Origin of the sequence: Flavobacterium sp. UBA4197 (assembly GCF_002379575.1) — a bacterium.
Taxonomy (GTDB): domain Bacteria; phylum Bacteroidota; class Bacteroidia; order Flavobacteriales; family Flavobacteriaceae; genus Flavobacterium; species Flavobacterium inviolabile.
In genome coordinates this window covers 71,924-98,345 of the sequence record NZ_DFUB01000004.1, presented here as the reverse complement: position 1 = coordinate 98,345, position 26,422 = coordinate 71,924, and the positions used below count along the sequence as shown (strand labels likewise).

26 protein-coding genes are annotated in these 26,422 nt (G+C 35.7%); 6 read left to right on the top strand and 20 right to left on the bottom strand.

What is annotated here, in order from left to right; all coding sequences use genetic code 11:
• Positions 1–53: 53 nt before the first annotated feature.
• Complete coding sequence (locus tag B3394_RS01555; RefSeq protein ID WP_286912235.1) at positions 54–1,088, bottom strand: glycosyltransferase family 9 protein; 1,035 nt, start codon at positions 1,086–1,088, stop codon at positions 54–56.
• 11 nt (positions 1,089–1,099) lie between these two features.
• Entirely contained in the window at positions 1,100–1,705 is a 606-nt protein-coding gene (locus B3394_RS01550; protein WP_273246550.1) for a DUF4254 domain-containing protein, read from the bottom strand.
• A 66-nt stretch (positions 1,706–1,771) separates the two neighbouring features.
• Here B3394_RS01550 and upp point away from each other — a divergent pair, with 66 nt between their 5' ends.
• Positions 1,772–2,425: a uracil phosphoribosyltransferase gene (gene upp / locus B3394_RS01545; protein WP_177730854.1), complete on the top strand. Its 654-nt coding sequence runs from the start codon at positions 1,772–1,774 to the stop codon at positions 2,423–2,425.
• Here upp and B3394_RS01540 read toward each other — a convergent pair.
• A complete protein-coding gene (locus B3394_RS01540) occupies positions 2,420–3,352 on the bottom strand; it encodes a DUF6427 family protein (RefSeq protein WP_177730856.1) in 933 nt (310 codons plus the stop codon). The two genes, upp and B3394_RS01540, sit on opposite strands and share 6 nt — an antisense overlap.
• Positions 3,353–3,400: 48 nt before the next feature.
• Here B3394_RS01540 and B3394_RS01535 point away from each other — a divergent pair, with 48 nt between their 5' ends.
• The gene (locus tag B3394_RS01535; RefSeq protein ID WP_177730858.1) at positions 3,401–3,631 is read left to right on the top strand and encodes a DUF6341 family protein; all 231 of its coding nucleotides are present in this window, start codon (positions 3,401–3,403) and stop codon (positions 3,629–3,631) included.
• Between the two features lies 1 nt (position 3,632).
• On the opposite strand, the gene purD is transcribed toward B3394_RS01535, so the two are convergent.
• Positions 3,633–4,904 carry a phosphoribosylamine--glycine ligase gene (purD, locus tag B3394_RS01530; RefSeq protein ID WP_286912227.1) on the bottom strand — a complete coding sequence of 424 codons (1,272 nt, stop codon included), beginning with the start codon at positions 4,902–4,904 and terminating at the stop codon, positions 3,633–3,635.
• A gap of 133 nt (positions 4,905–5,037) precedes the next feature.
• On the opposite strand from purD, the gene B3394_RS01525 reads away from it, so the two are divergent.
• A complete protein-coding gene (locus B3394_RS01525; RefSeq protein ID WP_177730862.1) occupies positions 5,038–6,348 on the top strand; it encodes a phenylacetate--CoA ligase family protein in 1,311 nt (436 codons plus the stop codon).
• Here B3394_RS01525 and B3394_RS01520 read toward each other — a convergent pair.
• Genes B3394_RS01520 through B3394_RS01510 form a run of 3 tightly spaced genes read right to left on the bottom strand, consistent with a single transcriptional unit; the run spans position 6,340 to position 9,439 of the window.
• Complete coding sequence (locus tag B3394_RS01520) at positions 6,340–7,110, bottom strand: glycosyltransferase family 2 protein (RefSeq protein WP_177730864.1); 771 nt, start codon at positions 7,108–7,110, stop codon at positions 6,340–6,342. The genes B3394_RS01525 and B3394_RS01520 overlap by 9 nt on opposite strands.
• A complete protein-coding gene (locus B3394_RS01515) occupies positions 7,110–8,456 on the bottom strand; it encodes an exopolysaccharide biosynthesis polyprenyl glycosylphosphotransferase (protein WP_286912222.1) in 1,347 nt (448 codons plus the stop codon). Before B3394_RS01515 ends, B3394_RS01520 begins: the two co-directional genes overlap by 1 nt.
• On the bottom strand, positions 8,456–9,439 hold the full coding sequence (locus B3394_RS01510) for a UDP-glucuronic acid decarboxylase family protein (protein ID WP_177730868.1): 984 nt from the start codon (positions 9,437–9,439) through the stop codon (positions 8,456–8,458). The genes B3394_RS01515 and B3394_RS01510 overlap by 1 nt, the downstream gene beginning before the upstream one ends.
• A gap of 433 nt (positions 9,440–9,872) precedes the next feature.
• On the opposite strand from B3394_RS01510, the gene B3394_RS01505 reads away from it, so the two are divergent.
• On the top strand, positions 9,873–11,102 hold the full coding sequence (locus B3394_RS01505; protein WP_273246555.1) for a WcaI family glycosyltransferase: 1,230 nt from the start codon (positions 9,873–9,875) through the stop codon (positions 11,100–11,102).
• A gap of 2 nt (positions 11,103–11,104) precedes the next feature.
• Entirely contained in the window at positions 11,105–12,118 is a 1,014-nt protein-coding gene (locus B3394_RS01500; protein ID WP_273246556.1) for an NAD-dependent epimerase/dehydratase family protein, read from the top strand.
• A 58-nt stretch (positions 12,119–12,176) separates the two neighbouring features.
• Here the strand turns inward: B3394_RS01500 and B3394_RS01495 are convergent, their stop codons facing one another.
• The 5 genes from B3394_RS01495 to B3394_RS01475 all read right to left on the bottom strand — a co-directional run bounded on the left by B3394_RS01495 (position 12,177) and on the right by B3394_RS01475 (position 16,703).
• Positions 12,177–12,713 (bottom strand): WcaF family extracellular polysaccharide biosynthesis acetyltransferase, encoded by a 537-nt coding sequence (locus tag B3394_RS01495; protein ID WP_286912212.1) that lies wholly within the window; start codon positions 12,711–12,713, stop codon positions 12,177–12,179.
• Positions 12,701–13,786 carry a glycosyltransferase family 4 protein gene (locus B3394_RS01490; protein ID WP_286912210.1) on the bottom strand — a complete coding sequence of 362 codons (1,086 nt, stop codon included), beginning with the start codon at positions 13,784–13,786 and terminating at the stop codon, positions 12,701–12,703. The genes B3394_RS01495 and B3394_RS01490 overlap by 13 nt, the downstream gene beginning before the upstream one ends.
• On the bottom strand, positions 13,783–14,520 hold the full coding sequence (locus B3394_RS01485; RefSeq protein WP_286912247.1) for an O-antigen ligase family protein: 738 nt from the start codon (positions 14,518–14,520) through the stop codon (positions 13,783–13,785). The genes B3394_RS01490 and B3394_RS01485 overlap by 4 nt, the downstream gene beginning before the upstream one ends.
• Before the next feature lie 452 nt (positions 14,521–14,972).
• Positions 14,973–16,070 (bottom strand): hypothetical protein, encoded by a 1,098-nt coding sequence (locus B3394_RS01480; RefSeq protein WP_286912206.1) that lies wholly within the window; start codon positions 16,068–16,070, stop codon positions 14,973–14,975.
• A 225-nt stretch (positions 16,071–16,295) separates the two neighbouring features.
• Positions 16,296–16,703, bottom strand: a complete 408-nt coding sequence (locus B3394_RS01475; RefSeq protein WP_273246561.1) for a hypothetical protein — start codon at positions 16,701–16,703, stop codon at positions 16,296–16,298.
• A gap of 145 nt (positions 16,704–16,848) precedes the next feature.
• Here B3394_RS01475 and B3394_RS01470 point away from each other — a divergent pair, with 145 nt between their 5' ends.
• On the top strand, positions 16,849–17,559 hold the full coding sequence (locus B3394_RS01470; protein ID WP_273246562.1) for a class I SAM-dependent methyltransferase: 711 nt from the start codon (positions 16,849–16,851) through the stop codon (positions 17,557–17,559).
• Here the strand turns inward: B3394_RS01470 and B3394_RS01465 are convergent.
• The 8 genes from B3394_RS01465 to B3394_RS01430 all read right to left on the bottom strand — a co-directional run bounded on the left by B3394_RS01465 (position 17,542) and on the right by B3394_RS01430 (position 26,416).
• Complete coding sequence (locus B3394_RS01465; protein WP_286912205.1) at positions 17,542–18,816, bottom strand: oligosaccharide flippase family protein; 1,275 nt, start codon at positions 18,814–18,816, stop codon at positions 17,542–17,544. The genes B3394_RS01470 and B3394_RS01465 overlap by 18 nt on opposite strands.
• A complete protein-coding gene (gene rfbD, locus B3394_RS01460) occupies positions 18,806–19,648 on the bottom strand; it encodes a dTDP-4-dehydrorhamnose reductase (protein ID WP_286912202.1) in 843 nt (280 codons plus the stop codon). The genes B3394_RS01465 and rfbD overlap by 11 nt, the downstream gene beginning before the upstream one ends.
• Positions 19,642–20,193, bottom strand: coding sequence for a dTDP-4-dehydrorhamnose 3,5-epimerase (gene rfbC, locus B3394_RS01455; RefSeq protein WP_286912198.1), 552 nt, complete (start codon positions 20,191–20,193; stop codon positions 19,642–19,644). The genes rfbD and rfbC overlap by 7 nt, the downstream gene beginning before the upstream one ends.
• Before the next feature lie 5 nt (positions 20,194–20,198).
• Positions 20,199–21,059, bottom strand: coding sequence for a glucose-1-phosphate thymidylyltransferase RfbA (gene rfbA / locus B3394_RS01450; RefSeq protein ID WP_273246566.1), 861 nt, complete (start codon positions 21,057–21,059; stop codon positions 20,199–20,201).
• Between the two features lie 33 nt (positions 21,060–21,092).
• Positions 21,093–22,109, bottom strand: coding sequence for a dTDP-glucose 4,6-dehydratase (gene rfbB, locus B3394_RS01445; protein ID WP_286912197.1), 1,017 nt, complete (start codon positions 22,107–22,109; stop codon positions 21,093–21,095).
• Positions 22,110–22,112: 3 nt separating this feature from the next.
• The gene (locus B3394_RS01440; protein WP_273246568.1) at positions 22,113–23,096 is read right to left on the bottom strand and encodes a hypothetical protein; all 984 of its coding nucleotides are present in this window, start codon (positions 23,094–23,096) and stop codon (positions 22,113–22,115) included.
• Between the two features lie 8 nt (positions 23,097–23,104).
• Positions 23,105–24,793, bottom strand: a complete 1,689-nt coding sequence (locus tag B3394_RS01435; protein WP_177730902.1) for a DUF6909 family protein — start codon at positions 24,791–24,793, stop codon at positions 23,105–23,107.
• A 135-nt stretch (positions 24,794–24,928) separates the two neighbouring features.
• On the bottom strand, positions 24,929–26,416 hold the full coding sequence (locus tag B3394_RS01430; RefSeq protein WP_286912196.1) for a GH3 auxin-responsive promoter family protein: 1,488 nt from the start codon (positions 26,414–26,416) through the stop codon (positions 24,929–24,931).
• Positions 26,417–26,422 lie beyond the last annotated feature (6 nt).

Sequence of the window (26,422 nt, the reverse complement as noted above, 5' to 3'; positions counted from 1 at the left end):
TAAAGCATAAAAAAACGCCCTTAGAACTAAGGGCGTTTTTTTATGCTTATTCGTTATAATACCGATTCAATTTTAGCGATCACGCTTTCCGGCGAAATGGTGTGCATCACGTCTTCATATCCTTCTACCGTTTTATTTCCGTAAACAGACGTTGGCAGCAACGGATAACGGGTTCTGTCCGGAATCAGTGAGTTTTCCATCGGCTGGTTAAACGGCTGGAATCCGGCATAAGGATGGGTTGCTCCCCAAAGGGTGATCACCTTTATTCCTAACATTGCAGCAATATGACCGTTTCCGGAATCCATACTGACCATAACATCGAGATTACTGATTACTTCCATTTCCTGTGGTAATTTCAGTTTTCCGGCAACCACGATTATATTTTCCTGTCCTTTGCTTAATTTGTTCAGGCTATCCACTTCATCCTGTCCGCCGCCAAAAAGAAAGATCGTATAGTCTTTGTTTTGCGCCAGTTTATCAATTACCTGCTGTATTAAATCCAGCGGGTACATTTTTGTTTCATATTGTGCAAAAGGGGCAATTCCAATCCATTTCCCGTTTTTTGTTCCCGCAACCTCAAGGCTCATGGCGCTGAGTTCTTTTTTTGCCGGAAAAACAGGGTGTTGCAGATCAATCGGGAAACCGAGTTTTTTAAACGCCAAAGCATGTCGTTCGAAAGTAGACAGCAGGGGTTTGAAAATTTTGTTTTCGGCTCTTGTCAGTTCCTCTTTCTCTTTTCTTCCCTTGTCCATAAACGTTACTCTTTTTCCGGTTAAGGCAAATAACTTACGGATAACTTTCGAGCGGATTGCATTGTGCAGATCGGCTACAGCATCGGCTTTTAGTTTTGTCAGGTCATAGAACAACCGCAACAGACCGGTAGGTCCTTCGTGTCTTCCCTGCAGATCAACATTAAAAAACGCAACGCCGGGAATATCTTCAAAAAAGGGCTTGAAAAACGGCCTCGATACCACCGTGACTTTCACATCGGGATATTGGGAAACAAAAGCCCGCAGCACCGGTGCGATCATGGCAACATCGCCCATTGCTGAAAGTCTTATTACTAAAATGTGTTTAATTTTAGACATGTGCCTTAAGGCTACTTTTTATTCTGGTACAAAACCGGGTTCAACTCATCGTCATTGTACATCTTCATTTGTTTGTACACCTTCATGTACTTATCACCGTTTTCAATGTCGGTTAACAAATCATCAATAGCAGTGGTCAGATCTTTTTTCTGTTCCAATAAAACGTTTAGTTTTTCCTGGCATTTTGCTCTATGTTCTTCGCTGGCTTCTTTACGATTTGCTTCTTCATTCATGTGGTAAATTTTCAATGCCAGTATCGACAAACGATCCAGTGCCCAAGCCGGACTTTCGGAGTTGATTTTTGCCGTTGGTTTTACATTTACTGTTGCAAACTTCTGAAGAAAATAACTGTCGATATATTCTACCATATCCGTTCTTTCCTGGTTGGATGCATCGATTCTTCTTTTTAAAATCAAGGCTGCTTCCGGATTAATCTTCGGGTCACGGATAATGTCTTCAAAATGCCATTGAACCGTATCAATCCAGTTTTTCAGATATAATAAATGTTCAATTTTATCTTTTGGATAAGGGTTATTTATGGGTTGATCGACATTATCAAACTTATGATAATCGGTGATACTTTCCTCAAAAATAGAAAAGGCAAATTGTGAAAACATAGTTTAAATTTTATTTACAAATATAGTTTTTATACTTTTATCCTACTAATACAAATTTTACACTAAATGCGCATTCATTATATTTCCGAAAACAACAGTATTCTCAATCATTTTTTATCTCAAATCCGCGATGTAAATGTCCAGAAAGACAGCATGCGTTTTCGTAAAAATATAGAACGTATTGGTGAAGTCATGGCCTATGAGCTAAGCAAGATCCTAACTTATAAAGAGGTTAATATCCAAACGCCGCTGGGCATCAAAAAAACGACCGCTTTAGAAGACAATGTTGTTTTGTGTTCCATTCTGAGAGCCGGTCTGGCATTGCATACCGGGTTTATGAATTTCTTTGATGATGCCGAAAACGGCTTTGTGTCGGCAATGCGCCATCACCCGAATAACGACGATTATTTTGATATTTTAGTAGAGTATCAGGCCGCTCCTTCTTTTGAAAATAAAAACCTGATTCTGATTGATCCGATGTTAGCCACCGGACAGTCGCTGGTTGCTGTTTTCAATAAATTAATGACTGCCGAAACGCCTAAAGAAATTCACATTGCCGTAGTTATTGCTACTCCGGAAGGAATTGCCTATCTGGAAAATAACCTGCCGGATAACTGCCACCTTTGGGTAGCGGCTCTGGACGAAGGCCTGAACGAAAAAAATTATATTGTTCCGGGATTAGGTGACGCCGGTGACCTGGCTTACGGCAGCAAATTATAATACCTGGGCAAAAAAGATAAAGAAACTAATGGCTACAAGGGAATACAATACGCCTTCTCTTGTCCATTTGTTATCGATATTTTCTATAAAATTAGTTCCCATAACCGCTAACGGGAAAAAGGTAAAAGCCAGAAAACTGTTGTTTTTACTTGACGACAATACATAAATCCCGACTCCTAATAAAAAGGAAAAAAGAATTTTCTTGTATGACGACTGCATATTCAGCGGACGGTTGGAAAGTGCCAGCAACTGCGTGGCAAAAAACAGTACCGCTATCGATGAAAAAAGTGCCAGGGCAATGTTCTGGTATACGTTTTCAAAATAGGTAAAATCAAAACTGATATAGGCTTTCTCCATTACTAAAAGCAACAGGTTCTTGTCCCATACTATTACCGCAAAAACAAAAATTATCAGCACTGTAAACAGGGCAATAAACGGAATGATCCAGTTGCGATAATCTCTCGAAACGTGGAAAATAATGGACACAAATACTAAAATCAAAAAAAGGATACTCCAGAAATGAAATAGTGTCGCCACAAATATCCATAACGACGCATCAAAGATTTTTTCTTTCGGGGTTATTAACGACTGCAACGAAATTAAGCGTCGAAGCGACAACAGTATAAAAAAGTTCGCAATTATGATATTGGTGTTTATTAAAACCGACGGAAACAGGATCAGAAAAAGCAGAAACAGAAAGGGTGTATAACTGTTATCTTTTGTCAATCCGTTTCTTTTACTGATGAATCTTACTAAAAATAACGACCCTAATAGCAATAAGAATGAACCTACTTTTTGAACCACTGTTGTATAGTGTTCCATCCAGCTCAGGTCCTTAGTTTGGTATAAAAAGTAAAATAAAACTAGCAATAAACTAATTAAAGCATAATTTAACGGTCTAGATTTATTAAAAAGACTTGCTATCATGTAGATATTTTATATTTTTGTGACTGTAAATATAATACTTAAACAAAAATGAAAGCATTTTTTGAAGGAATACAGTACTTATTCGTAGACATATTATTCGCTCCGATGGATTGGATGAGACAATTGGAATTAACAAACTGGTGGGCTGCAAATCTTTTAAACTGGATTTTCATCATCATCTGTTGTGGTGCTACTTATTACTGGGTTAAAGAATTAAAAAGTCACAAAGATAAGGGTGAGGATGCTCAGGATACTACAGCCCATTCGTTCTTGAAATAATTTACAGGTCGAAACCGATATCTTTTCTAAAATACATCTTATCAAAATTTAGTTTTGCTATATTTTGGTAAGATTTTTTTATGGCTTCCTGGAAGCTGTCTCCATAGGATGTTACGGCAATTACTCTTCCCCCGTTCGTGACAACCTGGTTATCTTTTAAAGCTGTTCCTGCATGGAAAACGATAGAACCTTCCACATTTTCCAAACCGGAAATTACTTTTCCTTTTTCATAGTCTTCCGGATAGCCGCCTGAAACGACCATGATGGTTGTAGCACTTCGCGGATCTATTTCCAAATCCACCTGATCCAGTGTTTGTGTCGCTACCGCTTTGAATAGCTGTACCAGATCCGATTGCAGTCTTGGCATAACCACTTCTGTTTCCGGATCACCCATACGCACGTTATATTCAATTACATACGGTTCGTTTGCTACATTGATCAGACCGATGAAAACAAATCCTTTATACGGAATACCGTCTTTCTGCAATCCGTCAATCGTTGGTTTTACAATCCGGCTTTCAATTTTTTCCATTAAAACAGCGTCTGCAAAAGGTACTGGCGAAACCGCTCCCATTCCTCCGGTATTCAATCCGGTATCGCCTTCTCCGATTCGTTTGTAGTCCTTTGCTGTTGGCAGTACTTTATAGTTTTTACCGTCTGTTAAAACAAAACAGCTCAGTTCGATACCGTCCAGAAATTCTTCGATAACAACTTTTGCACTGGCACTTCCAAATTTTTCATTAACCAGCATGTTGCGCAGTTCTTCCTGAGCTTCTGCCAGATCCTGAATAATCAGAACTCCTTTTCCGGCTGCCAAACCATCTGCTTTTAAAACATACGGCGGTTTTAATGTTGTTAAAAAGACACAGCCCTGTTCTACGGTTTCTTTTGTAAAACTGTCGTATGCCGCTGTCGGGATATTGTGTTTTACCAAAAATTCTTTGGCAAATTCTTTACTTCCTTCCAGCTGTGCCCCGATTTTTGACGGTCCGATTACCGGAATGCTCTGTAAAGCTTCATCATTCTGGAAATAATCGTAAATCCCTTTTACCAACGGATCTTCCGGACCTACCACTACCATTTCGATGTTTTCCGCTAAAACAAGTTGCTTAACCGCTTCAAAATCGTTCGGATTGATGTTTACATTGACCGCTATTGATGCTGTTCCGGCATTTCCGGGTGCAACAAATAGTTTGGAACAGTCTTTACTTTGCAGCATTTTCCAGGCTAAAGCATGTTCTCTTCCTCCTGAACCTAATAATAAAATTGTCATTTTGTTGTGTTGTTATTTGAAAGGTCAAAAATACTCCGTTTTGAATGGAAAATATAATTTTCGCTGTAAAAAGTTTCTTTCCCTTTAAGTAGCGTTGTTTGTTTTTTTAACTTTGGTAAAATTATTGGTCATTGTGCTTAAACTATTCGATTTATCTTTGAAATTCAGCGGCTTCCCTATGAAAGAAGCCAATTTGGAATTTGACAGGACGCTTGCCGTTCCGGAACACGAGTATGCCGGTTTCATTTTTTCGAAACAGAAGGAAATTGTTGATTTTCACCTTAAGCACAATCCATTTTACCAACAGCTTTACGGGAAAAAGGTGTTTGAAAACTGGGAAGATTTGCCGGTACTGACAAAAAAAGAGTTACAGCAACCTTTGCAGCAGCGCCTTGCGGAAGGATATACCTTAAAAAACACGTTTGTGAACAAAACTTCCGGTTCCAGCGGTGATCCGTTTATTTTTGCCAAGGATAAATTTTCGCACGCCATTACCTGGTCTTCCTATTTTTACCGGTTTGGCTGGTTTGGCATTGATTTTAATCATTCCTACCAGGCCCGTTTTTACGGGATTCCATTGGATCCCATCGGTTACCGGAAAGAGCGGATCAAAGATTACCTGAGCTGTCGTTTCCGCTTTCCGATATTTGATTTATCGGATGCTTTTCTCAAAAAAATACTGTTTCACTTCAAGACTAAAAAATTCGATTATATCGACGGTTATACCAGTTCGATCGTATTGTTTGCCAAATTCTTAAAGTCAAAGAATATCATTCTAAAAACTATCTGCCCTACTTTAAAAGTCTGTATGGTTACTTCGGAGATGCTTTTTGAAGAGGATAAGGTTTTACTGGAAAAACAATTCGGCATTCCCATTGTAAATGAATACGGCGCTTCGGAGCTGGATTTAATTGCTTTTCAGAATCCGGAAGGAGAATGGCAGGTTAATACAGAAACTTTATATGTTGAAATACTGGACGCTGATAACCGCCCGGTTCCTAACGGACAGGAAGGCCGCATTGTGATTACTTCTCTTTACAATAAAGCGCACCCCTTTATCCGTTATGATATTGGCGACATTGGCATACTGGATGAAAAGAGTACTCCTAAAAAAACGCTTTTAAAAACACTGGTTGGCAGAACCAACGATATTGCGGTTTTACCCAGTGGTAAAAAGTCGCCGGGACTTACCTTTTATTATGTTACCAAAAGCGTTATTGAAGATGACGGAAATGTAAAAGAGTTTATTATCCGGCAGCTCAAAACGGATACCTTTGAAATTGACTATGTGAGCGATCATGTATTAACCGCTTCACAAATTCAAAAAATTGAACAGGCAATCGCGCTTTATTTAGAACCCGGTCTGTTGTTTATTTTTAATCAAAAGGCTTCATTAGAGAGAACCAGCAGAGGAAAACTAAAGCAGTTCCAGTCGTTACTGTAGCTTTTCGGTATATCGCGGTTTGATCAGCAGCTGTACAAACAGGAATCCTGCCATACATGCCAGCGCTTTGATTGCATTTAGTTTATGAAAATCGCGATATACATAGAAATTATGTTTGAGCAGTTTCCATTTTGAAGCAGAGATAGAATCTTTCCGGATCCTGTAGCAGGCAAGACTTTCCGGAACCGGATAAGCTGTTTTTATTTTTGCTAAAACCGTTAGCCATAACATCCAGTCCTGTCGTTTCCGAAAGGATGGGATCGGAATTTTTCCGAAATAGTCTGTGTCGTAAATTCCGGTAAGGTTCCCGATAAAGTTGCAGAAGAACAGTTGCCGGTAAGACAGTTTTACCGGAGCTTTGATTCTCCTGTTTAAAGAGGCACCATGCTCATCAATGCAATCGTAAAAAGAAAAGGTAAACGGCAGTTTGTTACTTTCCATGAAGGCGAGCTGCTTTTCCAGTTTTTCGGGTTTCCATACATCGTCGGCATCCAGAAAAGCAATATATTTTCCGGTTGCTTTTTCCACCGCATGGTTTCTGGCTTTCCCGGCACCTGAATTTTCCGTAAGGGAGCATAATTTAATACGGTTGTCCTGTGCTGCAAAGGATGTGACAATCCGGGTTGTTTCATCCGAAGAATGGTCATCAACAATAATCATTTCCCAATTTTCACAGGTCTGATTCTGAACCGAAAGTATGGTTTCGCTAATGTAGCGTGCGGAATTAAATGCAGGGGTTATTATGGAGACCAAAGCCGGCATTAATAGGCTTTTTCGTCGCCTTTAACAGCGTTGTAAACGGTAAGGAATATGATTTTAAGATCCAGCAGCAACGACCAGTTTTCAAGGTAAAAGATATCGTATTTTACCCTGTTGATGATGTCGTAGTTGTTTTCTACTTCACCCCGGTACCCGTTCGTTTGTGCTAATCCGGTAATTCCCGGCTTGATAAAGTGTCTTACCATAAATTTGTCAACACTTCTGGCATACATTTCGGTATGGCTCACCATGTGTGGTCTTGGTCCCACCACCGACATATCACCCAGCAATACATTGAAGAATTGCGGTAATTCGTCAATACTTGTTTTACGGATAAACCGTCCTATACGGGTGATCCGCGGATCGTTTTTGGATACCTGTTCCAGATCGGCTATTTCATTAGGACGCATCGAACGGAATTTATAGCAGTTGAATTCCTTGTAATTCAATCCGTTCCTTTTTTGTTTAAAAAAGATCGGTCCCTTGGATTCCATTTTAATAAAAATTGCCAGTAATGGCGTGAGCCATGATAACAATCCTAAGATGATGAATGACGCAAAGAAAATATCAAATATTCTTTTTATAATTTTATTAAGAGATTTATCTAAGGGAATATTACGCATGGAAATAATTGGAATATAGCCGTAATAATCAAAAACTAAATTTCTGGATAGAATTTCTTTACTATCAGGCAAAAATTTCAAAATCTTAAGATTATTGTCGGTGAAATCAACGAATTGATTAACTTCTTTATTTGTTAAATCGGACAAGGAGCAATAAATCTCATCTACATTTTTATCCAATACAAATTGAAGACACGCTTCAATGTTTTCTTCCTTGTTGCTTACATTGAACACCTTTTCCAGTTTATAGCCGTAGTCGGGATTGTCGTTAAAAAAGTCTTTTAACTGGACTACATTTTTACTATGGCCGACAATAACAACTCTTCTGAAGTTTCCTCCGAAAACAACCCGGAATCGTTTCAGGAAGTAAAAAACGGCCAGCTTGAACAAGGCTATTAATGCGATGGAAATAGTGGTGTATTTAATGGTCGCCGATGGTTCCGTATATTTTGAAAAATATCCGATATAGGCAAAACTAAGCACCAAAAACAACAGGTATTGTTTTAAAATTTTTCCTAAAATCTCTATTGCTTTGGTGTAGCGGTAAACTTCATAAAAACCAATATTAAAAGAGACGATGATCCAGGCGATACTGATAAAGATATTATAAAAACATCCTATTGTTTGCGGCAACAGGAATACCGTTAATACATTGATAATAATCAAGTCTAACAAATAGGAAAACGGTCTAATATATCCGGAATATCGGCCTGTATTTCTACGCACTAAAATATATATTTTGAGAAATCTTTATGCTCTTCTTTTAATAACTCTTCTGTTGATAAAGACCTGAAATAATCATAGGTTATCTTCATTCCTTCTTCTCTGGAAACTTTTGGCTCCCAGCCCAATATTTCTCTTGCCTTTGTAATGTCCGGCTGACGCTGTAAAGGGTCATTTACAGGTAGCGGATGGTAAACCACCTTTTGTTCGGTACCGGTTAGTTTGATAATTTCTTCGGCAAAGTCTTTGATCGTGATCTCATCCGGGTTTCCGATATTAACCGGTAAAGCATAATCCGAATGCAATAGTCTGAAAATCCCTTCTACCTGATCGTCTACATAACAGAAAGAACGGGTTTGCGAACCATCGCCGAAAATAGTAAGATCTTCACCTCGCAATGCCTGTCCGATAAAAGCCGGGATTACACGTCCGTCGTTTAATCGCATTCTCGGTCCGTAGGTATTAAAGATTCGTACGATTCTGGTTTCTACACCGTGAAAAGTGTGGTAAGCCATCGTTATGGATTCCTGGAAACGTTTTGCTTCATCATAAACGCCTCGCGGACCAATGGTATTTACATTTCCATAGTATTCTTCCGTTTGCGGGTGCACCAAAGGATCTCCATATACTTCTGAGGTGGATGCAATTAAAATCCTGGCTTTCTTAACACGGGCCAATCCTAAAAGATTGTGGGTTCCCAAAGAACCTACTTTAAGGGTTTGAATCGGAATTTTTAAATAGTCAATAGGACTTGCCGGTGAAGCAAAATGAAGTATATAATCCAGCTGACCCGGAACATGCACAAACTTTGTGATATCGTGATGATAAAACTCAAAGTTCTGGTCTTTAAATAAATGTTCTATATTTTTTAAGTCTCCGGTAATTAAATTATCCATTCCGATAACATAATATCCTTCTTTTATAAATCTATCACACAAATGAGACCCTAAAAATCCTGCAGCCCCTGTAATTAAAATTCTTTTCATTGTTGCCTTTTTACGGTTGCAAGATATAAAAATCCCGTGTTTTGATTCCATTAAAAATTAACAAACTTTAAGAATTAACACTAATTGCCTGCTCAATTTTTATTTCTTATCAAGAAAACCCTGTTTGTTTCGTTCTAAAATTTATATTTGCAGTACTTAATACTGTAGAATGATTCTATTTTATTAATATTACGGACACACAAAACAGTTAATCATATTGATTTTTCAATCAGTTTTACAACCTGATGTTGTTCGGTATTTCAAATATTCTTTGCTTTTGAACAAAGGAAGACTATTTTAGCGATTTGTTAATCTTCAGCATAGTGACGATTCTTAAATATTAAATAAAGGAATCACAATGACATTATTATGCTGACGATTTGGATTATCCCGTTAATTGAAAAAATTAACCGGACGGAAATTATCAAAATTTATGATTAAAGACATTACCTTTATTACCGTAAACTATGCCCCTGAAGATACAGCAATAGGTTTATATACATCCCAATTAGCGGAATTTTTAGTTACTAAAGGTTATAATGTATCTGTAATTACAGGATTCCCTTATTATCCCATGTGGAAAATTCCTGAGAACTACCAGGACAAACCCCGGTATTATACCGAGGTTATTAATGGGGTTACCATTTACCGATACAAATTTTTTGTTCCGGAGAACAGAAACTTTTTTTATCGTACCTTACACATATTATCTTTTAATTTCGGAAATTTATTTAACCTGAAAAAGGTGCGAAAAGCCGATTTGGTTTTTTGTAATATTCCTTTTACAACCAATGTTGTACTGGGATTGTTTTTAAAATGGCGATTAAAAGCAAAATTGTGGACCTCCATTAAAGATTTTGAATTTGATGCGGCCTATGAGTCCGGATTACTAAAACAGAATGTGGTAACCAGGGTATTCAAAACAATTTTATACAAAATTGAAGCTTACCTGTTTACAAAGTCTGATATTATCAGTTCGATCAGTTTTAAAATGGTAGACCGGATTAAACAGAAAGCACCCAGAACAAATCCTGTTTTTTTCCCGGATTGGGTGGATGTTGATTTTATCAATCCGGAGAATTATAACCATCACAGCTATATTTCTAAAGATAAGTTCACGATTTTATATTCCGGAAATATCGGTCAGAAACAAAACTGGGAAGTTTATATTACTTTAGCGAAAAAGTTAATTGCACATCCGGATATTGAATTCATCCTAGTGGGTGAAGGGGCTTATAAAACAGAATTGTTAGCCCGCCTGGAACAGGAAGGGCTTCTTGGTTTTATTAAATATTATGAGCCGATTCCTTATGAGGATTTATCCGACTTGTTGTGCAGTGCCGATTTACACGTACTGTTTCAAAAATCGGATGTTATCGATTCGGTGATGCCGTCTAAAATACTGGGAATGATGAGCAGCGCACGTCCTTCGGTTATTACCGGAGATCTGAGCTCGGAAGTTGCCCGACATATTAATTCATCGCAGGGCTGGGGGTATTATACCAATGAGGATCCAGAATTAATACTGAATGCTATTCTGACCTTAAAAGAAGATAAAAATTTACAAACGGAAATAGGTAAAAAAGCACGAACTTACATGATAGAAAATTTTTCAAAAAATATGATTTTGAATTCTTTCATTGAAAAAATTGATACTTTATAATTATGAAAAAAATAATAGTTTTAGGTGGTGGTGGTTTCATCGGTGGTCATTTAGCCAAAAGATTAAAAAATGAGGGTAATTTTGTTCGTATCTGTGACATCAAAAACCACGAATACTTTTCACATGAAGAGATTTGTAACGAATTTATAAAAGGAGATTTAACCGATCCTGTTCTGGTAGCACAGGTAATTGACGAAGGTGTTGATGAAGTATACCAGCTAGCTGCCGATATGGGTGGTGCCGGTTATATTTTTACCGGAGAAAATGATGCCAATGTGATGCACAATTCTGCCATGATTAATTTAAATGTGGCAAAAGAGTCTGTCGTAAAAAAAGTGAAAAAGGTTTTCTATTCTTCTTCTGCCTGTATGTATCCGGAATACAACCAGCTGGATCCTTCCAATCCAAACTGTGAAGAATCTTCGGCTTATCCGGCCAATCCGGATTCGGAATACGGTTGGGAAAAACTATTCTCCGAAAGATTATTTTTAGCATTCAACAGAAATTACAAACTGGATGTGCGTGTTGCACGTTTTCACAATATATTCGGTCCTCAGGGAACCTGGAAAGACGGTAAAGAAAAAGCACCAGCTGCCATGTGCAGAAAAGTTGCCGAATCGGAAGCCGGATCTCAGATTGAAGTTTGGGGTGATGGTCAGCAAACAAGATCTTTCTTATATGTTGACGAATGTGTGGAAGCCGTTTTAAGATTGATGGAATCCGACTTTTTAGGACCTGTAAATATCGGTTCGGAAGAGATGGTTACGATTAATCAGCTGGCACAAATGGCAATTGACATTTCCGGAAAAGATATTACAATCAAAAATATTGACGGACAGGAATTTATTGATAAATACGGTTTCAAATGCCCTACCGGTGTTCGTGGCCGAAATTCCGACAACCGATTGTATAAAGAAAAAATCGGCTGGGAAGTTTCAGAACCATTACGTGATGGTATGGTCAAAACGTTTACCTGGATCAATCAGATGGTTCTGGAAAATAGTCCGAAAATCTAACAAAATAAAAAGCGCCATTTAAAAATGGCGCTTTTTATTTTATAGGTAATCCATTAATTTAAACTGCTTTATGCTTTACAGCCGGATTTCCTTTATATATTCCTTTCTCTGAAATACTTTTATATACTGATGATCTTGCTCCTACAATAACTTCATCTACAATTTCTACCCCAGGAGCCACAAATACATCTGTAGCCAACCAACATGAATCATTAATTATAATGGTTTTAGCATATATTGGAAAATCAATTTTGTCATAATCATGGGATCCCGTACAGATATAGCATTTTTGAGAAATTATAGTATTTGTACCTATAAATATCTCTCCTAAGCTGTATAAAACAACGTCATCCCCAATCCAGGAATAATCCCCTATTGTTACCTTCCAAGGGTACGTTACTTGTACCGAAGGACGAATAATTACCTTTTTCCCAATTTTAGCTCCAAACATTCTTAATAAAAAACGTCTCCAGCCATACATAAATTGAGGAGAGGGGCGAAACAAAAAGAAATGAATAAGCCACCATAGCTGAACAACTATCGCGTTACGCCCTCTAAAACCTTTTGGTAAATAAAATTCTTTTAATATATACATTTTTCCAACAATGTATTTGCGTTAATTATAAACTGCTCTTCAGTAAAATGCTTTTTTGAATATTCAATATTATAGATTCCTTTTTTCGCTATGATATTTGGATTAAAATACAACTCTTCTAATTTATTTGCTAAATCCAAAGCGTCATTTTTTTTACAAAAAACAGCATTTTCACTTTTACAAATATCAGCAATTCCTGCGTGATTAGTTGTTAAAATTAGATTTCCTAATGCCATTGCCTCTAAAATACTGATTGGCTGTCCTTCCATTTTATAGAACGTTGGCAAACAGAAAACGTTACTATCCCTTAAAAAATTCTTCTTTTCTTCACCATAAAGGACTCCTTTATAATCAATCTCGTTTTTTATAAATAACTCCGAAAGATCATTTTCGGTCACTAAATTTCCGGCAACTTTTAGATCTATATTTATTCCTTTCTTTTTATTTATCTCAATAGCTTCGATTAAGATATTTATCCCTTTTTCTTCAATCAAGTTACTCAAAAAAACCACCTTCAATGTTGAGTAGTCTTTTTTGTTTATTAATTCTTTTTCAGGTATCACTAAGGAATTTTCGAAAAAATTATTCAATTCAAAAATATTCTCTGTTTTAAGGAATGGTTCAAAGTTTTTACGCAGCGATTCCGATAAAACGATTCCATAATCAAACCATGAAATTACCTTATGGAAAAGACTTTTTTTAATTCCTTTCAGCCTATTATACTCGTCTAATAAATAGTTTCCATGCAAATGGACAACAAGCTTCTTATTGAGTATCTTAGAAACAATAATAAACGGAAGGTATTTCATAACGCCAAAAAAAGACTGTCCTATAGTGATATAAACAATCTTTGTAAGCAGTATTTTATAAATACTCAGATAGCTTTTCAAAAATTTAATTTTTCCTAAACTAATACTTCCATGACTGTTAGAGATATTAGCGGCAAATTCGGTATTGATTTTCATCACTTCCCAATCTTTCTCACGTAATCCTTTTGCAATTACTTCATTTGCTAAACTTACACCAGAAACAGGAAAAGGGAAAGGCCCTATTATTAATATCTTTTTTTTCATTTCTCATCCTCTTTAAAGATATACATACTCATTATAAAGGAATACATAATAATCCCATTTTGACGTTCCAAATAACTCTCAGTCAAGAATACCATCAAAAAAAATGTCAATACCAATAATCCTTGACTGTTTTTTGATTTAATAAATTGACGGTATAAAATTATGTTTGATGCTAAAAAGATTAACAATCCTGTTAATCCTGCTGTCAATGCAATCTGTATATATTGATTATGGGCATTATATGTATCAACAGCTAATTTCTTATAGCCTTGAGCGATATAGCTTTCATTTAGTACATCCTGGACATCGCCTATTCCATATCCAAAAAAAGCAGCATTTTCAACCAACTGTATACTGGACTTCCATATAATATACCTTATCCCTGTTGATGTTTCCGTATTTTCAACAATTCTGTCAACAGATAATAATTCAAAAAATCGATTTTTAATTTCCGGAATAAATATCATTCCTATGAAAACAAACATAATTATGAGTATCCCTTTCAGCCAGTATCCTTTCATTTTTTGAGAAAGGAAGAAAATAGTTGTACAGACTAAGAACGCTATGATTGATCCTTTTCTCGATAAGATTAATAACCCAGCAAATATTACCAAAAATAATATGTACGATATTGTTTTGGAGGTGACATTCGAATAGAGTAAAAAGAATAATGCAATTGCAAAGTATGAAGATATATATATCGGATGATCGTTAATTCCCCAAAACTCATACATTATATAGGAGTATGCATAGTTTAAGGAACTATCCCCGGAGAAACACCCTAACTGATTCAAATAGATAAAGATTAAAACAGTATATATGGAGCATGCTACCACAAATGACTTCTTAAAAAAATTAAAAAATCTTTCCCTGTCATAGTCCGTTAATAAACAAACCGCCATTGGAAGGAGTAAAGGAATCATTCTCCCAATAATTTTCCATCCTTCGTTTAAATTGTTCGTATATAATAATGAAAGAAACGCTATTACGAAAAGTATCGAAATAAGTAATCCTCTTTTGAAATGGAACTTATTATTATTATTATAAAAAAAGGATAATCCTGAAAGTATAAAAACAAGAACTGCTAAATACGGTTTGAATTTGAATGGTATTAAAACAAAAAGGCCAAACAAAATTGCTGAACCACTTATAAAATAATTCCAATTTTTATTAATAAAGGTTTTTATCATTCTTTGATTTCTTTAAAAACGAATTTTATTTTTTTTAACTTGTAAAGATATCTTGAAAGTATCAAAATAAAAATTGAATACCATATAAATCTATGTGTTGATCTTAAATTATACTCATAACTGAACATAATAAACAAAAGCAACATTAAAACTTGTAATATTGAAAAAATGTACCTTTTGTTCATAATCTCTTTTTTTATGAACCGGTCTACTAAAGAAAAATAAAATCCTAAGAAAATGTAATAAAAAAAGCTGAAAACCGGGAATTTTGAAAGTTCTCCAATTGCCGAAAACGGTGCGTAAATATTGATTCTTAAATGTTTAGAAATCTGGTACCAGTTTACCATTCTGCCGGGTAATGGACTCATGCAGGTCATCAGATTCTCTAAAGAGGCATCTTTATACAATTTGATTGTTTCTGATGTTACATAAAATCCGAAGATAAATGTGTAATAAACATTTCGGACAGTGTATTCAAAAATCACATGTGGTTTGCTTATTGTCATATTCATATAAGGAATCAAACCATGTCCGAAAGATTGCGAACGCAGAGAAATATTATATCCGAAAAATAAAGTAATAAAAGGGATAAATAAGGAGTAAAATAAAATCCTTTCGCTTCTTTTCGATAAAAATAATGAATAGGTAATCCCAAAGATGATTAAACAAATAGAGGCAATCCTACTTCCTAAACATATTCCTATAAAAATTACTGTAAGTATGGATATCCAAGATATGATCTTTACCTTTTTCATTAAAGCTCCCGACAGAACAGAGATAAAGATTAACAGATTTGAATAAATCATCTTAAGAACGGAACTATCCTTTGGAATATATTTTTTCCGAACAAACAACTCATTACCATAATCCAGATAAACCAGAATTACACACACTATTAATAGGCTAATAGTGATATTTGAAATGAGTTTATAATTGATTTTTCTATCTTTTATATTGACTATCTCTATTCTTATTTTATTAATGGCATTATACCCTGGGTTTGCTATTTTATAAATAAAAACACCTGCTAGGAATAACGAAATAACTCTTAAAAAGACTATGAGCTGGTCGACAAAGTTTTTATGATTTTTCATATCCAGATTGAAAAAATTTATTTTTTCAGATCTCGGATAATAAAAGTGGTAAATTGTAGTGAAGAAAATTACCGCTAAATAGTATAATACAAATATATCAACAGGTGATAAAACAAAAAACTTGCGTTTATTGTATATTAAAGTGAGTAATACTATTATTAAAGAAAGATATAAAATCATTATTTAAAAAAATCCTGTGAGGAAAATTCCCCACAGGAAAATTAATTATTCTTCTAAAGCTCTTATTCCAGAAGCTTCATACCAAGCACTAGAATATGATCTAACGTATACATTTCCGTTTTTAGAATTCAAGAGAACAATTTGAAATTTAGCATCAGCTCCTTTTATTATTTCAAATGAATAAACCGGATATTTATACTCTTTAAGTCCCTGAGTAGCATCTTGTGCATTGTACCATGACCCATTATTATTTCTAACGAAAACATCACCTGTAAATTTGTTTAAACAGATAATATTAAATTCATCATTTGAAATTTGAAAAACTTTCATCTGATATTTTTCTGACATTTCTGCTTGTTTAGAAATGTCTTGGTTTACTTCTTGTTTTTTGTCACTACTTTGACATGAAAACAAAAAAATACAACACAACATACTAAAAAATACTGTTCTCATTTTTGTTTTTTTTACAAATATAGAATCATTATACAACTAATTGGTATTTTATAAGAAAATCTATTAACAATAGTTGTTATGAAAGAAACAATAAGCTCATTAAAAAAATAATTGTAGTTTTACGCTAAACAATAATACCGCTATAATGGAAGTCAATCATCTTGAAAAAATATATAATCAACAACAATCCGAATATTTAAACAATAACCCTACCTGGCATGAAGAAGATTCTCCATGGAAAGCAAAGCAAATTGAGAAGCTATTATCACGAAATGAATTGGATTTATCAACTGTTGTTGAAGTAGGTTGTGGTGCCGGTGAAATTCTTAATCAGTTGCACTCAAAACTGAATAAGGAAATAAATTTTTACGGATATGATATTTCTCCAGATGCTCATCAGCTTTCGAAGACAAAAACAAAAGAACGTTTACAGTTTTTTCAAGAAAATTTCTTAGAAAAAGATGTTTCTTTTGATTTATTATTAATGATGGATGTTTTTGAACATGTTGAAGATTATTTCGGTTTCATAAAAAATTGTTCTAAAAAAGCCACCTATAAAATATTCCACATCCCTTTAGACATCTCAGTCTCATCTGTATTGAGAAATGAAATAATTAATGGACGAAAAAGTGTAGGGCATATTCATTACTTTATGAAAGACACTGCTATTTCTACATTGAAAGATTGTAACCTTGAAATTATTGACTACATATATACCGCAGGAGCAGTAGAACTCAGCAATAGAAAATTTAAAACCCGTTTATTAAATATCCCTAGAAGGATTTTTTTTAAGATTTGTCCCGATTTGTGTGTCAGAGTATTTGGCGGTTACTCCATATTAGTTTTGACCCGGTAATTTATGCGAGAAAAGGATTTTATTCTTAATTGAAAAGAATAAAATCAAACACGCCATAAGGATATCCACACCAATTCTCAAAAAAATTAAATTTTCAAAATACATTTGATCAAACAGGTATAAGAACAGAACAATACTCATATACGCCAAGCATGAGATTATTAATGAAAAATTGTATTGCTTAAGCGATCCAAATGCTACTAAAGCGCAGCTTCCTACGATATTTGAAATTCCAATGGCTGGTATTAATATTACCATTTGTTTTAAAAGGTAAGAATATTTTGTCATTTCATTACCTCCCAGAACCCCCATTATTTTTTCGGAAAAACAATAGGTTATCAAGGCAAAGATAATACCCATCATAAACGTTAGTAATACTAATTTCCGCATAAACGTTATACGTTTATTTCTAACAATGGAAGGAAAAACAGCTTGCTGAATAACCTCATAAACAAAAACAAAAGCAAATACTATTTTAGACGCAAGGTCAAAACCAGAAACCAAACTTTTCGAACAGAAATAACCGATTAAAAAAATTGTCCCGAAATTCAAAAAAAGTGTTGAGAATTTTCCTAAAAAAAACAGGTAGCCTTCCTTTAAATAAAACAACAATGTTTTTAATGGTATTTTAAGAAATTTAAAGTTCGATTCTTTCTTTAAAAAATAAAAGCCCATTCCGCCCCAAATCAGGTTTGAAATTACTAACAGAACTACATATCGAAATCCATGATCATTGTTTACAACTAAAACAAAAGTTCCGATAACTAAAAATACTCTGGCGATAACCGTAACGATTGTTATTGGTTTCATTTTTTCTATCCCTTGAAAATACCAAATCGGAAAAAGGACTTCACCACCTCCCATCAGCATCATTACGATAAAAAGAAAGAAATATGCTTGGGTACCCGAAATAAAAATAAAGGGCACTAATAAAATAAAACTAAGTAAAAACAATAGGGCTTTAATGGTATAAATTGACGAAATAATTTCATCTATTTTAGCCTTATCATCTTTATTCTCAACTATATTTTTAGAAATATATAAATCGAATCCGAAGTTTATCAGAATTAAAAAATACTGGATAAAAGAGTCAACCCATGTTATGGTACCATAGTTTTCTTCCCCTAATACTCTTATAAGATATCCTATCAATAAGTATTTTGATAGAATGTTGACAAACTTTATTATCCCTATATGAAAGAAGTTTCTAACTATACTTTTATTATTATTCTTTATAATTTGAAGTTTAGCAAACATTTTCTCCTAATTTTTCATCCCACTTACTTATAGAAACCCCAAAAATACTTTTTATTTTACTTTTATCCAGAACACTATACTTCGGTCTTTTTGCCGGTGTTGGATAAGCCGATGTCGGGATCGGATTTAGTTCAATCGTGACACCATTAACCTCAAATATTTTTTTGGCAAAATCAAACCAGCTGCAAACCCCTTCATTGCTAAAATTATAAATCCCGTAATTTTCTTTAGCACTTGTGATGATTTGTAATAACGCTTTTGCCAGATCCACCGCATACGTTGGTGTACCAATCTGGTCGTTTACTACATTCAGCGTATCTCTTTCTGCAGCCAAACGCAACATGGTTTTCATAAAGTTATTCCCAAATTCCGAATATACCCATGAGGTTCTGATAATATAATATTTTTCTGCGATTTGTTGTATTACCTGCTCACCTTCTAATTTCGTTTGTCCATAAACGCCTGTAGGATTGGGCTGGTCTTCTTCTGTATAAGGAATACTTTTATTTCCGTCAAAGACAAAATCGGTTGAAATATGCAGTAAAACCGTATCAAAATCTTTACACACTTCCGCCAGATACTGTGCGCCGGTAACATTTATGGAATAGGCTTTTTCCGGTTCGCTTTCTGCCTTATCCACAGCAGTATATGCTGCAGCATTAATGCAATAATCCGGTTTTACTTTTAAAAAAAAGTCGGTAATATTTTCTTTATTCGTAATATCGATCTCAGCCGATGTTGCAAAGAAAAATGTTATTTCGGGGTAGTTCTTCGCAATAGCCTGGATGGACTGACCCAGCTGCCCTGCTGCTCCGGTAACTAAAACTACCATACTTTCTTAGCATTATTGAGTTCCGGCAACTGTGTGTCTTTCTCGGAGATCAGCAACTCTTCCTGTTTTAATTGCCAATTGATATTCAGTTGGGCATCATTGTAGATTATACCGCCTTCTGATTCTTTATTGTAAAAATTATCACATTTATAGAAAAAGGTCGCTGTTTCACTCAACACCAAAAATCCGTGAGCAAAACCGCGCGGAATAAACAACTGTCGCTGATTTTCGGCAGACAGTACTTCGGCTACATACTGTCCGTATGTTTCCGACTCCGGACGAATATCGACCGCTACATCCAGTACTTCACCCTGCAACACGCGGACCAGTTTCGCCTGAGCATGTTCGCCCGATTGATAATGCAATCCCCGCAGTACTCCTTTAGAGGAAAAAGACTGATTGTCCTGAACAAATTTTACGGATTGTCCAACACCGTCCTGAAATGTTTTTTCGTTAAAACTCTCCATGAAATAGCCTCTTGAGTCATGAATAACTTTAGGCTCAAGAATAAAACATCCTGATAGTTTTGTAGGAATAAAATTCATGCTGTTTATTGTAATAATCCTAATAAGTGTGTTCCGTATCCGCTTTTTAATAACGGTTGTGCCAGTTCGTTTAATTGTTCGGCATTGATGAATCCCATTTTATAGGCCGCTTCTTCAATTGCCCCTATTTTCAGTCCCTGACGTTCTTCAATAACCTGGACAAACTGCCCGGCCTGCATTAACGATTGGAACGTACCGGTATCCAGCCAGGCGGTACCTCTGTCCAAAATACTTACCTGCAGTTTTCCCTGTTCCAGATATGCTTTATTGACATCCGTAATTTCAAGTTCTCCTCTATGGCTTGGTTTGATGCGCTGTGCAATAGAAACAACATTGTTATCATAGAAGTAAATCCCCGGAACCGCATAATTCGATTTCGGATAGATCGGTTTTTCTTCAATGGAAAGTACCCTTCCGTCTTTGTCAAAATCCACAACGCCATAACGTTCCGGATCATGCACATGATAGGCATAAATAATTCCGCCGTCCGGGTTGTTATTCGCCTGCAGTAATTCGGCCAATCCGGTACCATAGAAAATATTATCGCCCAGGATTAACGCTACTTTATCCTCTTTAATAAAATCTTTTCCAATAATAAATGCTTCGGCCAATCCGTTCGGATGTTCCTGTTCAGCATATTCAAAACGGCAGCCCAAACGGCTTCCGTCTCCCAGCAATTGTCGGAATAAAGGTAAATCATGCGGCGTTGAAATAATTAATATTTCACGAATTCCTGCCCACATTAATGTCGATAACGGATAATAAATCATCGGTTTATCATAAATAGGCATCAGCTGTTTGCTAACGGCTAATGTCAGTGGGTGCAATCGGGTTCCGGAACCTCCGGCTAAAATTATTCCTTTCATGTATAATTGCTGTAATTCGAAAATGAATCTTTATTATTGCTTCTTCATTTTATCCAGATACCACGAAATCGTTTTACGGATTCCGGTTTCAAAATTTTCATCTGCTTTCCATCCCAATCCGGTTTCAATTTTACCGGCATCAATAGCATATCGCAAATCGTGTCCCGGTCTGTCCTTAACAAAAACAATCTGGTCCTGGTAATTGCCTTCCGTTTTTGGAGATACTTCGTTTAAAATATCACAAATCGTATGGGCAATATATAAATTGTCCCGTTCATTTCTTCCGCCTATATTATAGGTCTCTCCTGCTTTCCCGTTTTTAAAAACAAGCGCAATCCCTTTGCAATGATCGGTTACATATAACCAGTCTCTAACGTTTTTACCATCTCCGTAAATAGGAATGTTTTCCCCGGAAATAGCTTTGCGTATAATTGTTGGTATTAATTTTTCATTATGCTGTTTCGGACCGTAATTGTTCGAACAGTTTGTGGTTACCACATTCATACCATACGTATGGAAATAACTTCTTACAATCATGTCGGAAGAAGCTTTAGATGCAGAATAGGGGCTATTTGGTGCATAAGGCGTTTGTTCTGTAAACAGGCCTGTAGCTCCTAAAGTACCATATACCTCATCTGTTGAAATATGGTGAAATCGTGCCGATTCATAACCTTCTTTATACTGGCCAGGTCCAACCATCCAATGCTTCCGGGCACTGTCCAAAAGATGGAATGTCCCCAACACATTGGTCTTGATAAATGCTTCCGGACCGGAAATGGAATTGTCCACATGCGATTCGGCTGCAAAATGGATTACTCCGGAAAAATTATATTTTTCAAAAAGCTGCTCAATCAATTCTTTATCACAAATATCCCCTTTAACAAAGGTGTACTGTTTGTGATTTTCAACCTCTTTAAGATTGGATAGATCTCCGGCATAGGTAAGCAAATCCAGGTTAACTACATGGATATCCGGATTATTTCCAATAAAATAGGTAACGAAGTTAGCACCAATAAATCCTGCACCACCTGTAATTAAAATATGCTTCATTATTTATGCTAAATTTCTTTTAGTCATTTGTTTTTTATAGAATGACATGAATATGTTAATTGCAATGAAAATTCCTATAAAAAGAATTGGTAAAACCAATTTAAATTTACCGTTAAGAGACTTAACATTTTTTATATTTAAGATGGTACTGTTATCTTTTATTATTTTATCGCTATTTTGAAATTCTTCTTTAAGACCTCCTAATTCTTGAGTCAATTGATCTTTCGTCTTAATGATATCATTTAACTGCATGTTTTCGTTATAATAAATCAGCTTATCACTTTTTTGATTTGCTCCTATAAATCCGGAAAATTGATTTAAAATACTGTTAATCTGACCTATTGTTTCTTCATTCGTCTTAACTTTTAGAGCTATACCGCCTAATCGCTCTTTCTGAATTTTTTTATAATAATCATTCTTGTTCAGATAATCTAATATAGGCTGAACCGTTTTATTCACGTCAGTTGCTTCAACGGTACTGAATGTTATTAAATGATATTTATAATTTTTACTGGTTATATTATCTTCTAATATTTTTGCCGTACTACCATCTTCAGATAACAATTTAATCATTTCTAAATTTTCTTCATTCTTGTTGATAAGCTTATATACATCAATAATAGGCTCAACATCAATTTTAATCATTTTATCAGAATCTTTCAATCCTATTTTATCTAAAAACGATTGATCTTGTTCTCTTATCTTAGAATCTATAAGTTTAACTTTTGAATATAAATAATCAACACTATTGAAATTAGGGATAACGATGATTTCATGATTATAAACTTTTGTCGTTTTATCTTTATAAAAACCTAATCCAACTCCTAATATGAATAAAATCACTATTATTATTATATTTCTTTTAAAAAATAAAATAGCATCAAAAATTTTATCAAAAAATAATTGAACCATTTCTCCTATTTTTTTAGAGACTTGTGTCAAATTTACCTCTTGATTATCAGAATTAATTTGTTGATTATTACTCATGTAAATGGTTATTTGATATTGAAAATTTGTTCTAAAATCTTAATTGTAATTAAATAGGTTGGTTTCACTCCTGTTGTTCCCAATCCTCCGGAAGCCAATGTGCTTCCTGTTTCTAACGGGTTATCCGATGCATAATAAGCATAACGGACTTTTACGTTAGACGGAATGCTCTTTCTGATTTTGGAAGCCGACTGAATTGCTTTTTGATAATAAGCCCCTTCCATTTCCAGTCCGATTACTCCCCAGGTGGATTCATGGAAAAATTTCAGTAAATCCTTATTCTGTAAAGACGTTCCTAAAACCGTTATCATTGGTCCTGCAAAAACAGGTATATCATTGCCTACAAACATTTCGGCAGACAGTTCATTATCGAATGGATAATTATCTCCTGTTCCCTCATTGATGTGTGCCGAAGGAATCATAATGTCTCCTTTTCCGCCTTCTAAAATTCCGGCTTTACCCATAATCGAAACCGATGCAACATTCAGGAATAATTTTCCTTCATCGTTTTTATACGGTTTTAAAAGCTCATCAATAGTCTCATAAGCCTGCTCACCGAAAGCATAATCCATTACAATGATAACCGGATGCTCTCCTTCTACCGTTGCTTTTGGAAATGCCGATTTATTCCAGTCAATTTTTGCCGTATCAAAAATCTGAACGTCAATATTGGTTCCGGATGTGTCCGGTAATGAAATCATTCCGTGTTTTGTAGCAAATTCTTCTACTTTCGAGCGAACATCGCTATTTCCGGATTTACTCAGCTCTTCATAAATAACAAAGTCCGATTGGTCTTTGAATTTTGCTTTTAATACATGAGTTGCAAAAAGGGAATTCATCACACTGTGCATATTCGCACTGATAACGTGAATAGGTCTGTCAATCAATTTGTTCTTTTGCAGAACTTTCTTGATGTTGTTTGCCCAGATCTCACCGTGTATATGATGTCCTAAACGCTCTCTTAAAATCGGGCTGAACGTAATTGTTCTTTTGTTATTGTCAACCACTTCTTCTATGGCCAGTTTTCCTAACCAGTAAATAATGTGCAGGAAACGTTCCGGTGCCTGTTGTGTGGCAAAATCATCATAGATATCCAGAACCTCAGCAAATGTTCTTCCCAAAATATTGGACACGTGGGAAATTGCTTTTTCTCTTTCCACCAATGTCAGTTTTTTGTTCTGCAGGATCACCTGTTCCAGCTTTTCCCAGTCACGGGTCAATCTTCCGTCCTCATCAATCAAAACCCTGTCCTTGATTTTATGCGACTCGATAAAGATAAAGGTAAGATGCGTTAAAATATCATAGATATCCGAACGTCCTCTCGTGATTTCGATATTCATCTGCTCATCGTCAATACGGTAACAGTTTCTCTTTCTTTTCGGAGGAACTATTGCCTGGAAATGCGATTTGGAATATCCTTCATCTGAGGTCAGATTGATATAACGGCATTCTTCTATTCCTATCGGTAAACGTTCAATTACATACAATAATCCGTTTAACTCTACTTTTTCTTCTGCTATGGAACCATATATTTCAGGACGCAAAGACAATAATGCTTCCCGTAATGTTTCTCCTGAAACCCCCATTGGTTTATAGAATCCTCTATTGAACAAATGACGCATGGTAATATACAAACGTTCAATTGCTGCCGATGATTCCTGTGCGCGTGAACGCGAAATGTTTTTAATCTCTTTCATATTTCTTTCTATTTACTAACCTACAAATGTAGGATTTTTATTTTTTAGTTTGTCAACGTTTCCTTTAAAGCAAATTCCCGGAAAACGATACGGTTTGCCGCAATTAAAAATAGCACTTAAACAAATCGATTTATATTATTTTTTCGTTAGCTTATCGGCAATCTTCCGGTCATTCGACAATCTCGGCAATTTATTCTGTCCGCCCAATTTTCCTTCCGATTTCATATAATCGTGAAACGCGTTTTTAACAACCGGTGTTACCACCACTGTCCGCAATACATTACCGGAAATTAAATCGTCATAATACACATTCTGCTTTCGCATCGCCTGATCGATCTTTAATTCAAATTCCGACAGTTTTTCCGGTTCCTGTTCAAATTCAATAAACCATTCATGATACGGTAATCCTTCTTTTGGCGTGATTTGCGGCGCAACCGTAAACTCATTTATACGAATAGCGGTAGCTGCCATTGCCTCCTGTAAAGCCGCTTCCACTTCTTTTCCGATAACATGTTCTCCAAAAGCCGAAATATAATGTTTAATTCTTCCGGAAACAATAACACGGTAGGGCGCTAAACTGGTAAACTGAACCGTATCGCCGATATTATAAGACCAAAGTCCGGCATTGGTAGAAATAATCAGGACATAATTCACGCCCAATTCCACTTCTCCAATCGTATATCTTTTAGGACTGTCCTTGAAAAAATCTTCACTTTTAATGAACTCATAGAAAATTCCGGAGTTAAGCAGCAGCAGCATTCCTTTCTCTTTTTGCGTATCCTGGTATGCAAAAAAACCTTCCGAAGCCGGAAACAGTTCAATACTGTCCACCCTTCTCCCGATCAGGTCTTCAAACTTGGCACGATAGGGTTCGTAGTTCACACCACCGTAAATAAACAAATTAAAATTCTTGAAAATTTCACCAACCGGTTGCTGTCCTTTCTCTTTCAGCTTTTCAAAATACATTTGAACCCAGGAAGGAATCCCGGAAATAACCATCATGTTTTCGTCATAAGTTTCTTCCACTATGGCATTCACTTTGGTTTCCCAGTCTTCAATACAATTGGTTTCCCAGCTCGGCATTCTGTTTCGTTGCAGGTATTTCGGCACATAATGCGCCACAATTCCGGAAAGGCGTCCCAGTTTTATGCCGTTTTTTTCTTCCAGTATCGGACTTCCCTGTAAAAAAATCATCTTGCCATCCACAAATTTGGCATTCCCGGTTTCATGAATATAATGCAAGATCGCATTCCGGGCAGCTTCTATGTGAAAAGGCATGGATTCTTTCGTAAGCGGAATGTATTTGGCACCGGAAGTGGTTCCGGAAGTTTTGGCGAGATAAATCGGTTTCCCTTTCCACAAAACATCTTCTTCCCCTTTTACCATACGGTCAACATACGGTTTTAACTCCTCATAATCCCGTACAGGAACCTGTTTCTGGAAATCTGCAATAGTGGTAATCGCCGAAAAATTATGGTCTTTGCCAAAATGGGTCTGTCTGGCATTTTGAATTAACTCAGAAAAAACTTTTTCCTGCGTGGCAACAGGGTTTTTCGCCCACTGCTGTGTTTTATTGTATATGTTTTTCGCTAATATTTTAGCAACAATCGATTTTATCGACATTGGATC

Excerpts from the sequence above, each read along its gene's own strand:
- B3394_RS01470 (WP_273246562.1), top strand. The coding sequence starts at position 16,849 with ATGGAAGTCAATCATCTTGAAAAAATATATAATCAACAACAATCCGAA.
- B3394_RS01505 (WP_273246555.1), top strand. The coding sequence starts at position 9,873 with ATGATTAAAGACATTACCTTTATTACCGTAAACTATGCCCCTGAAGAT.
- upp (WP_177730854.1), top strand. The coding sequence starts at position 1,772 with ATGCGCATTCATTATATTTCCGAAAACAACAGTATTCTCAATCATTTT.
- rfbD (WP_286912202.1), bottom strand. The coding sequence starts at position 19,648 with ATGGTAGTTTTAGTTACCGGAGCAGCAGGGCAGCTGGGTCAGTCCATC.
- B3394_RS01480 (WP_286912206.1), bottom strand. The coding sequence starts at position 16,070 with ATGAAAAATCATAAAAACTTTGTCGACCAGCTCATAGTCTTTTTAAGA.
- B3394_RS01520 (WP_177730864.1), bottom strand. The coding sequence starts at position 7,110 with ATGCCGGCTTTGGTCTCCATAATAACCCCTGCATTTAATTCCGCACGC.
- B3394_RS01435 (WP_177730902.1), bottom strand. The coding sequence starts at position 24,793 with ATGAAAGAGATTAAAAACATTTCGCGTTCACGCGCACAGGAATCATCG.
- B3394_RS01500 (WP_273246556.1), top strand. The coding sequence starts at position 11,105 with ATGAAAAAAATAATAGTTTTAGGTGGTGGTGGTTTCATCGGTGGTCAT.
- rfbA (WP_273246566.1), bottom strand. The coding sequence starts at position 21,059 with ATGAAAGGAATAATTTTAGCCGGAGGTTCCGGAACCCGATTGCACCCA.
- B3394_RS01465 (WP_286912205.1), bottom strand. The coding sequence starts at position 18,816 with ATGTTTGCTAAACTTCAAATTATAAAGAATAATAATAAAAGTATAGTT.
- B3394_RS01510 (WP_177730868.1), bottom strand. The coding sequence starts at position 9,439 with ATGAAAAGAATTTTAATTACAGGGGCTGCAGGATTTTTAGGGTCTCAT.
- B3394_RS01535 (WP_177730858.1), top strand. The coding sequence starts at position 3,401 with ATGAAAGCATTTTTTGAAGGAATACAGTACTTATTCGTAGACATATTA.
- B3394_RS01475 (WP_273246561.1), bottom strand. The coding sequence starts at position 16,703 with ATGAGAACAGTATTTTTTAGTATGTTGTGTTGTATTTTTTTGTTTTCA.
- B3394_RS01440 (WP_273246568.1), bottom strand. The coding sequence starts at position 23,096 with ATGAGTAATAATCAACAAATTAATTCTGATAATCAAGAGGTAAATTTG.
- B3394_RS01495 (WP_286912212.1), bottom strand. The coding sequence starts at position 12,713 with ATGTATATATTAAAAGAATTTTATTTACCAAAAGGTTTTAGAGGGCGT.
- B3394_RS01550 (WP_273246550.1), bottom strand. The coding sequence starts at position 1,705 with ATGTTTTCACAATTTGCCTTTTCTATTTTTGAGGAAAGTATCACCGAT.
- purD (WP_286912227.1), bottom strand. The coding sequence starts at position 4,904 with ATGACAATTTTATTATTAGGTTCAGGAGGAAGAGAACATGCTTTAGCC.
- B3394_RS01540 (WP_177730856.1), bottom strand. The coding sequence starts at position 3,352 with ATGATAGCAAGTCTTTTTAATAAATCTAGACCGTTAAATTATGCTTTA.
- rfbC (WP_286912198.1), bottom strand. The coding sequence starts at position 20,193 with ATGAATTTTATTCCTACAAAACTATCAGGATGTTTTATTCTTGAGCCT.
- B3394_RS01485 (WP_286912247.1), bottom strand. The coding sequence starts at position 14,520 with ATGTATGAGTTTTGGGGAATTAACGATCATCCGATATATATATCTTCA.
- B3394_RS01555 (WP_286912235.1), bottom strand. The coding sequence starts at position 1,088 with ATGTCTAAAATTAAACACATTTTAGTAATAAGACTTTCAGCAATGGGC.
- B3394_RS01430 (WP_286912196.1), bottom strand. The coding sequence starts at position 26,416 with ATGTCGATAAAATCGATTGTTGCTAAAATATTAGCGAAAAACATATAC.
- rfbB (WP_286912197.1), bottom strand. The coding sequence starts at position 22,109 with ATGAAGCATATTTTAATTACAGGTGGTGCAGGATTTATTGGTGCTAAC.
- B3394_RS01490 (WP_286912210.1), bottom strand. The coding sequence starts at position 13,786 with ATGAAAAAAAAGATATTAATAATAGGGCCTTTCCCTTTTCCTGTTTCT.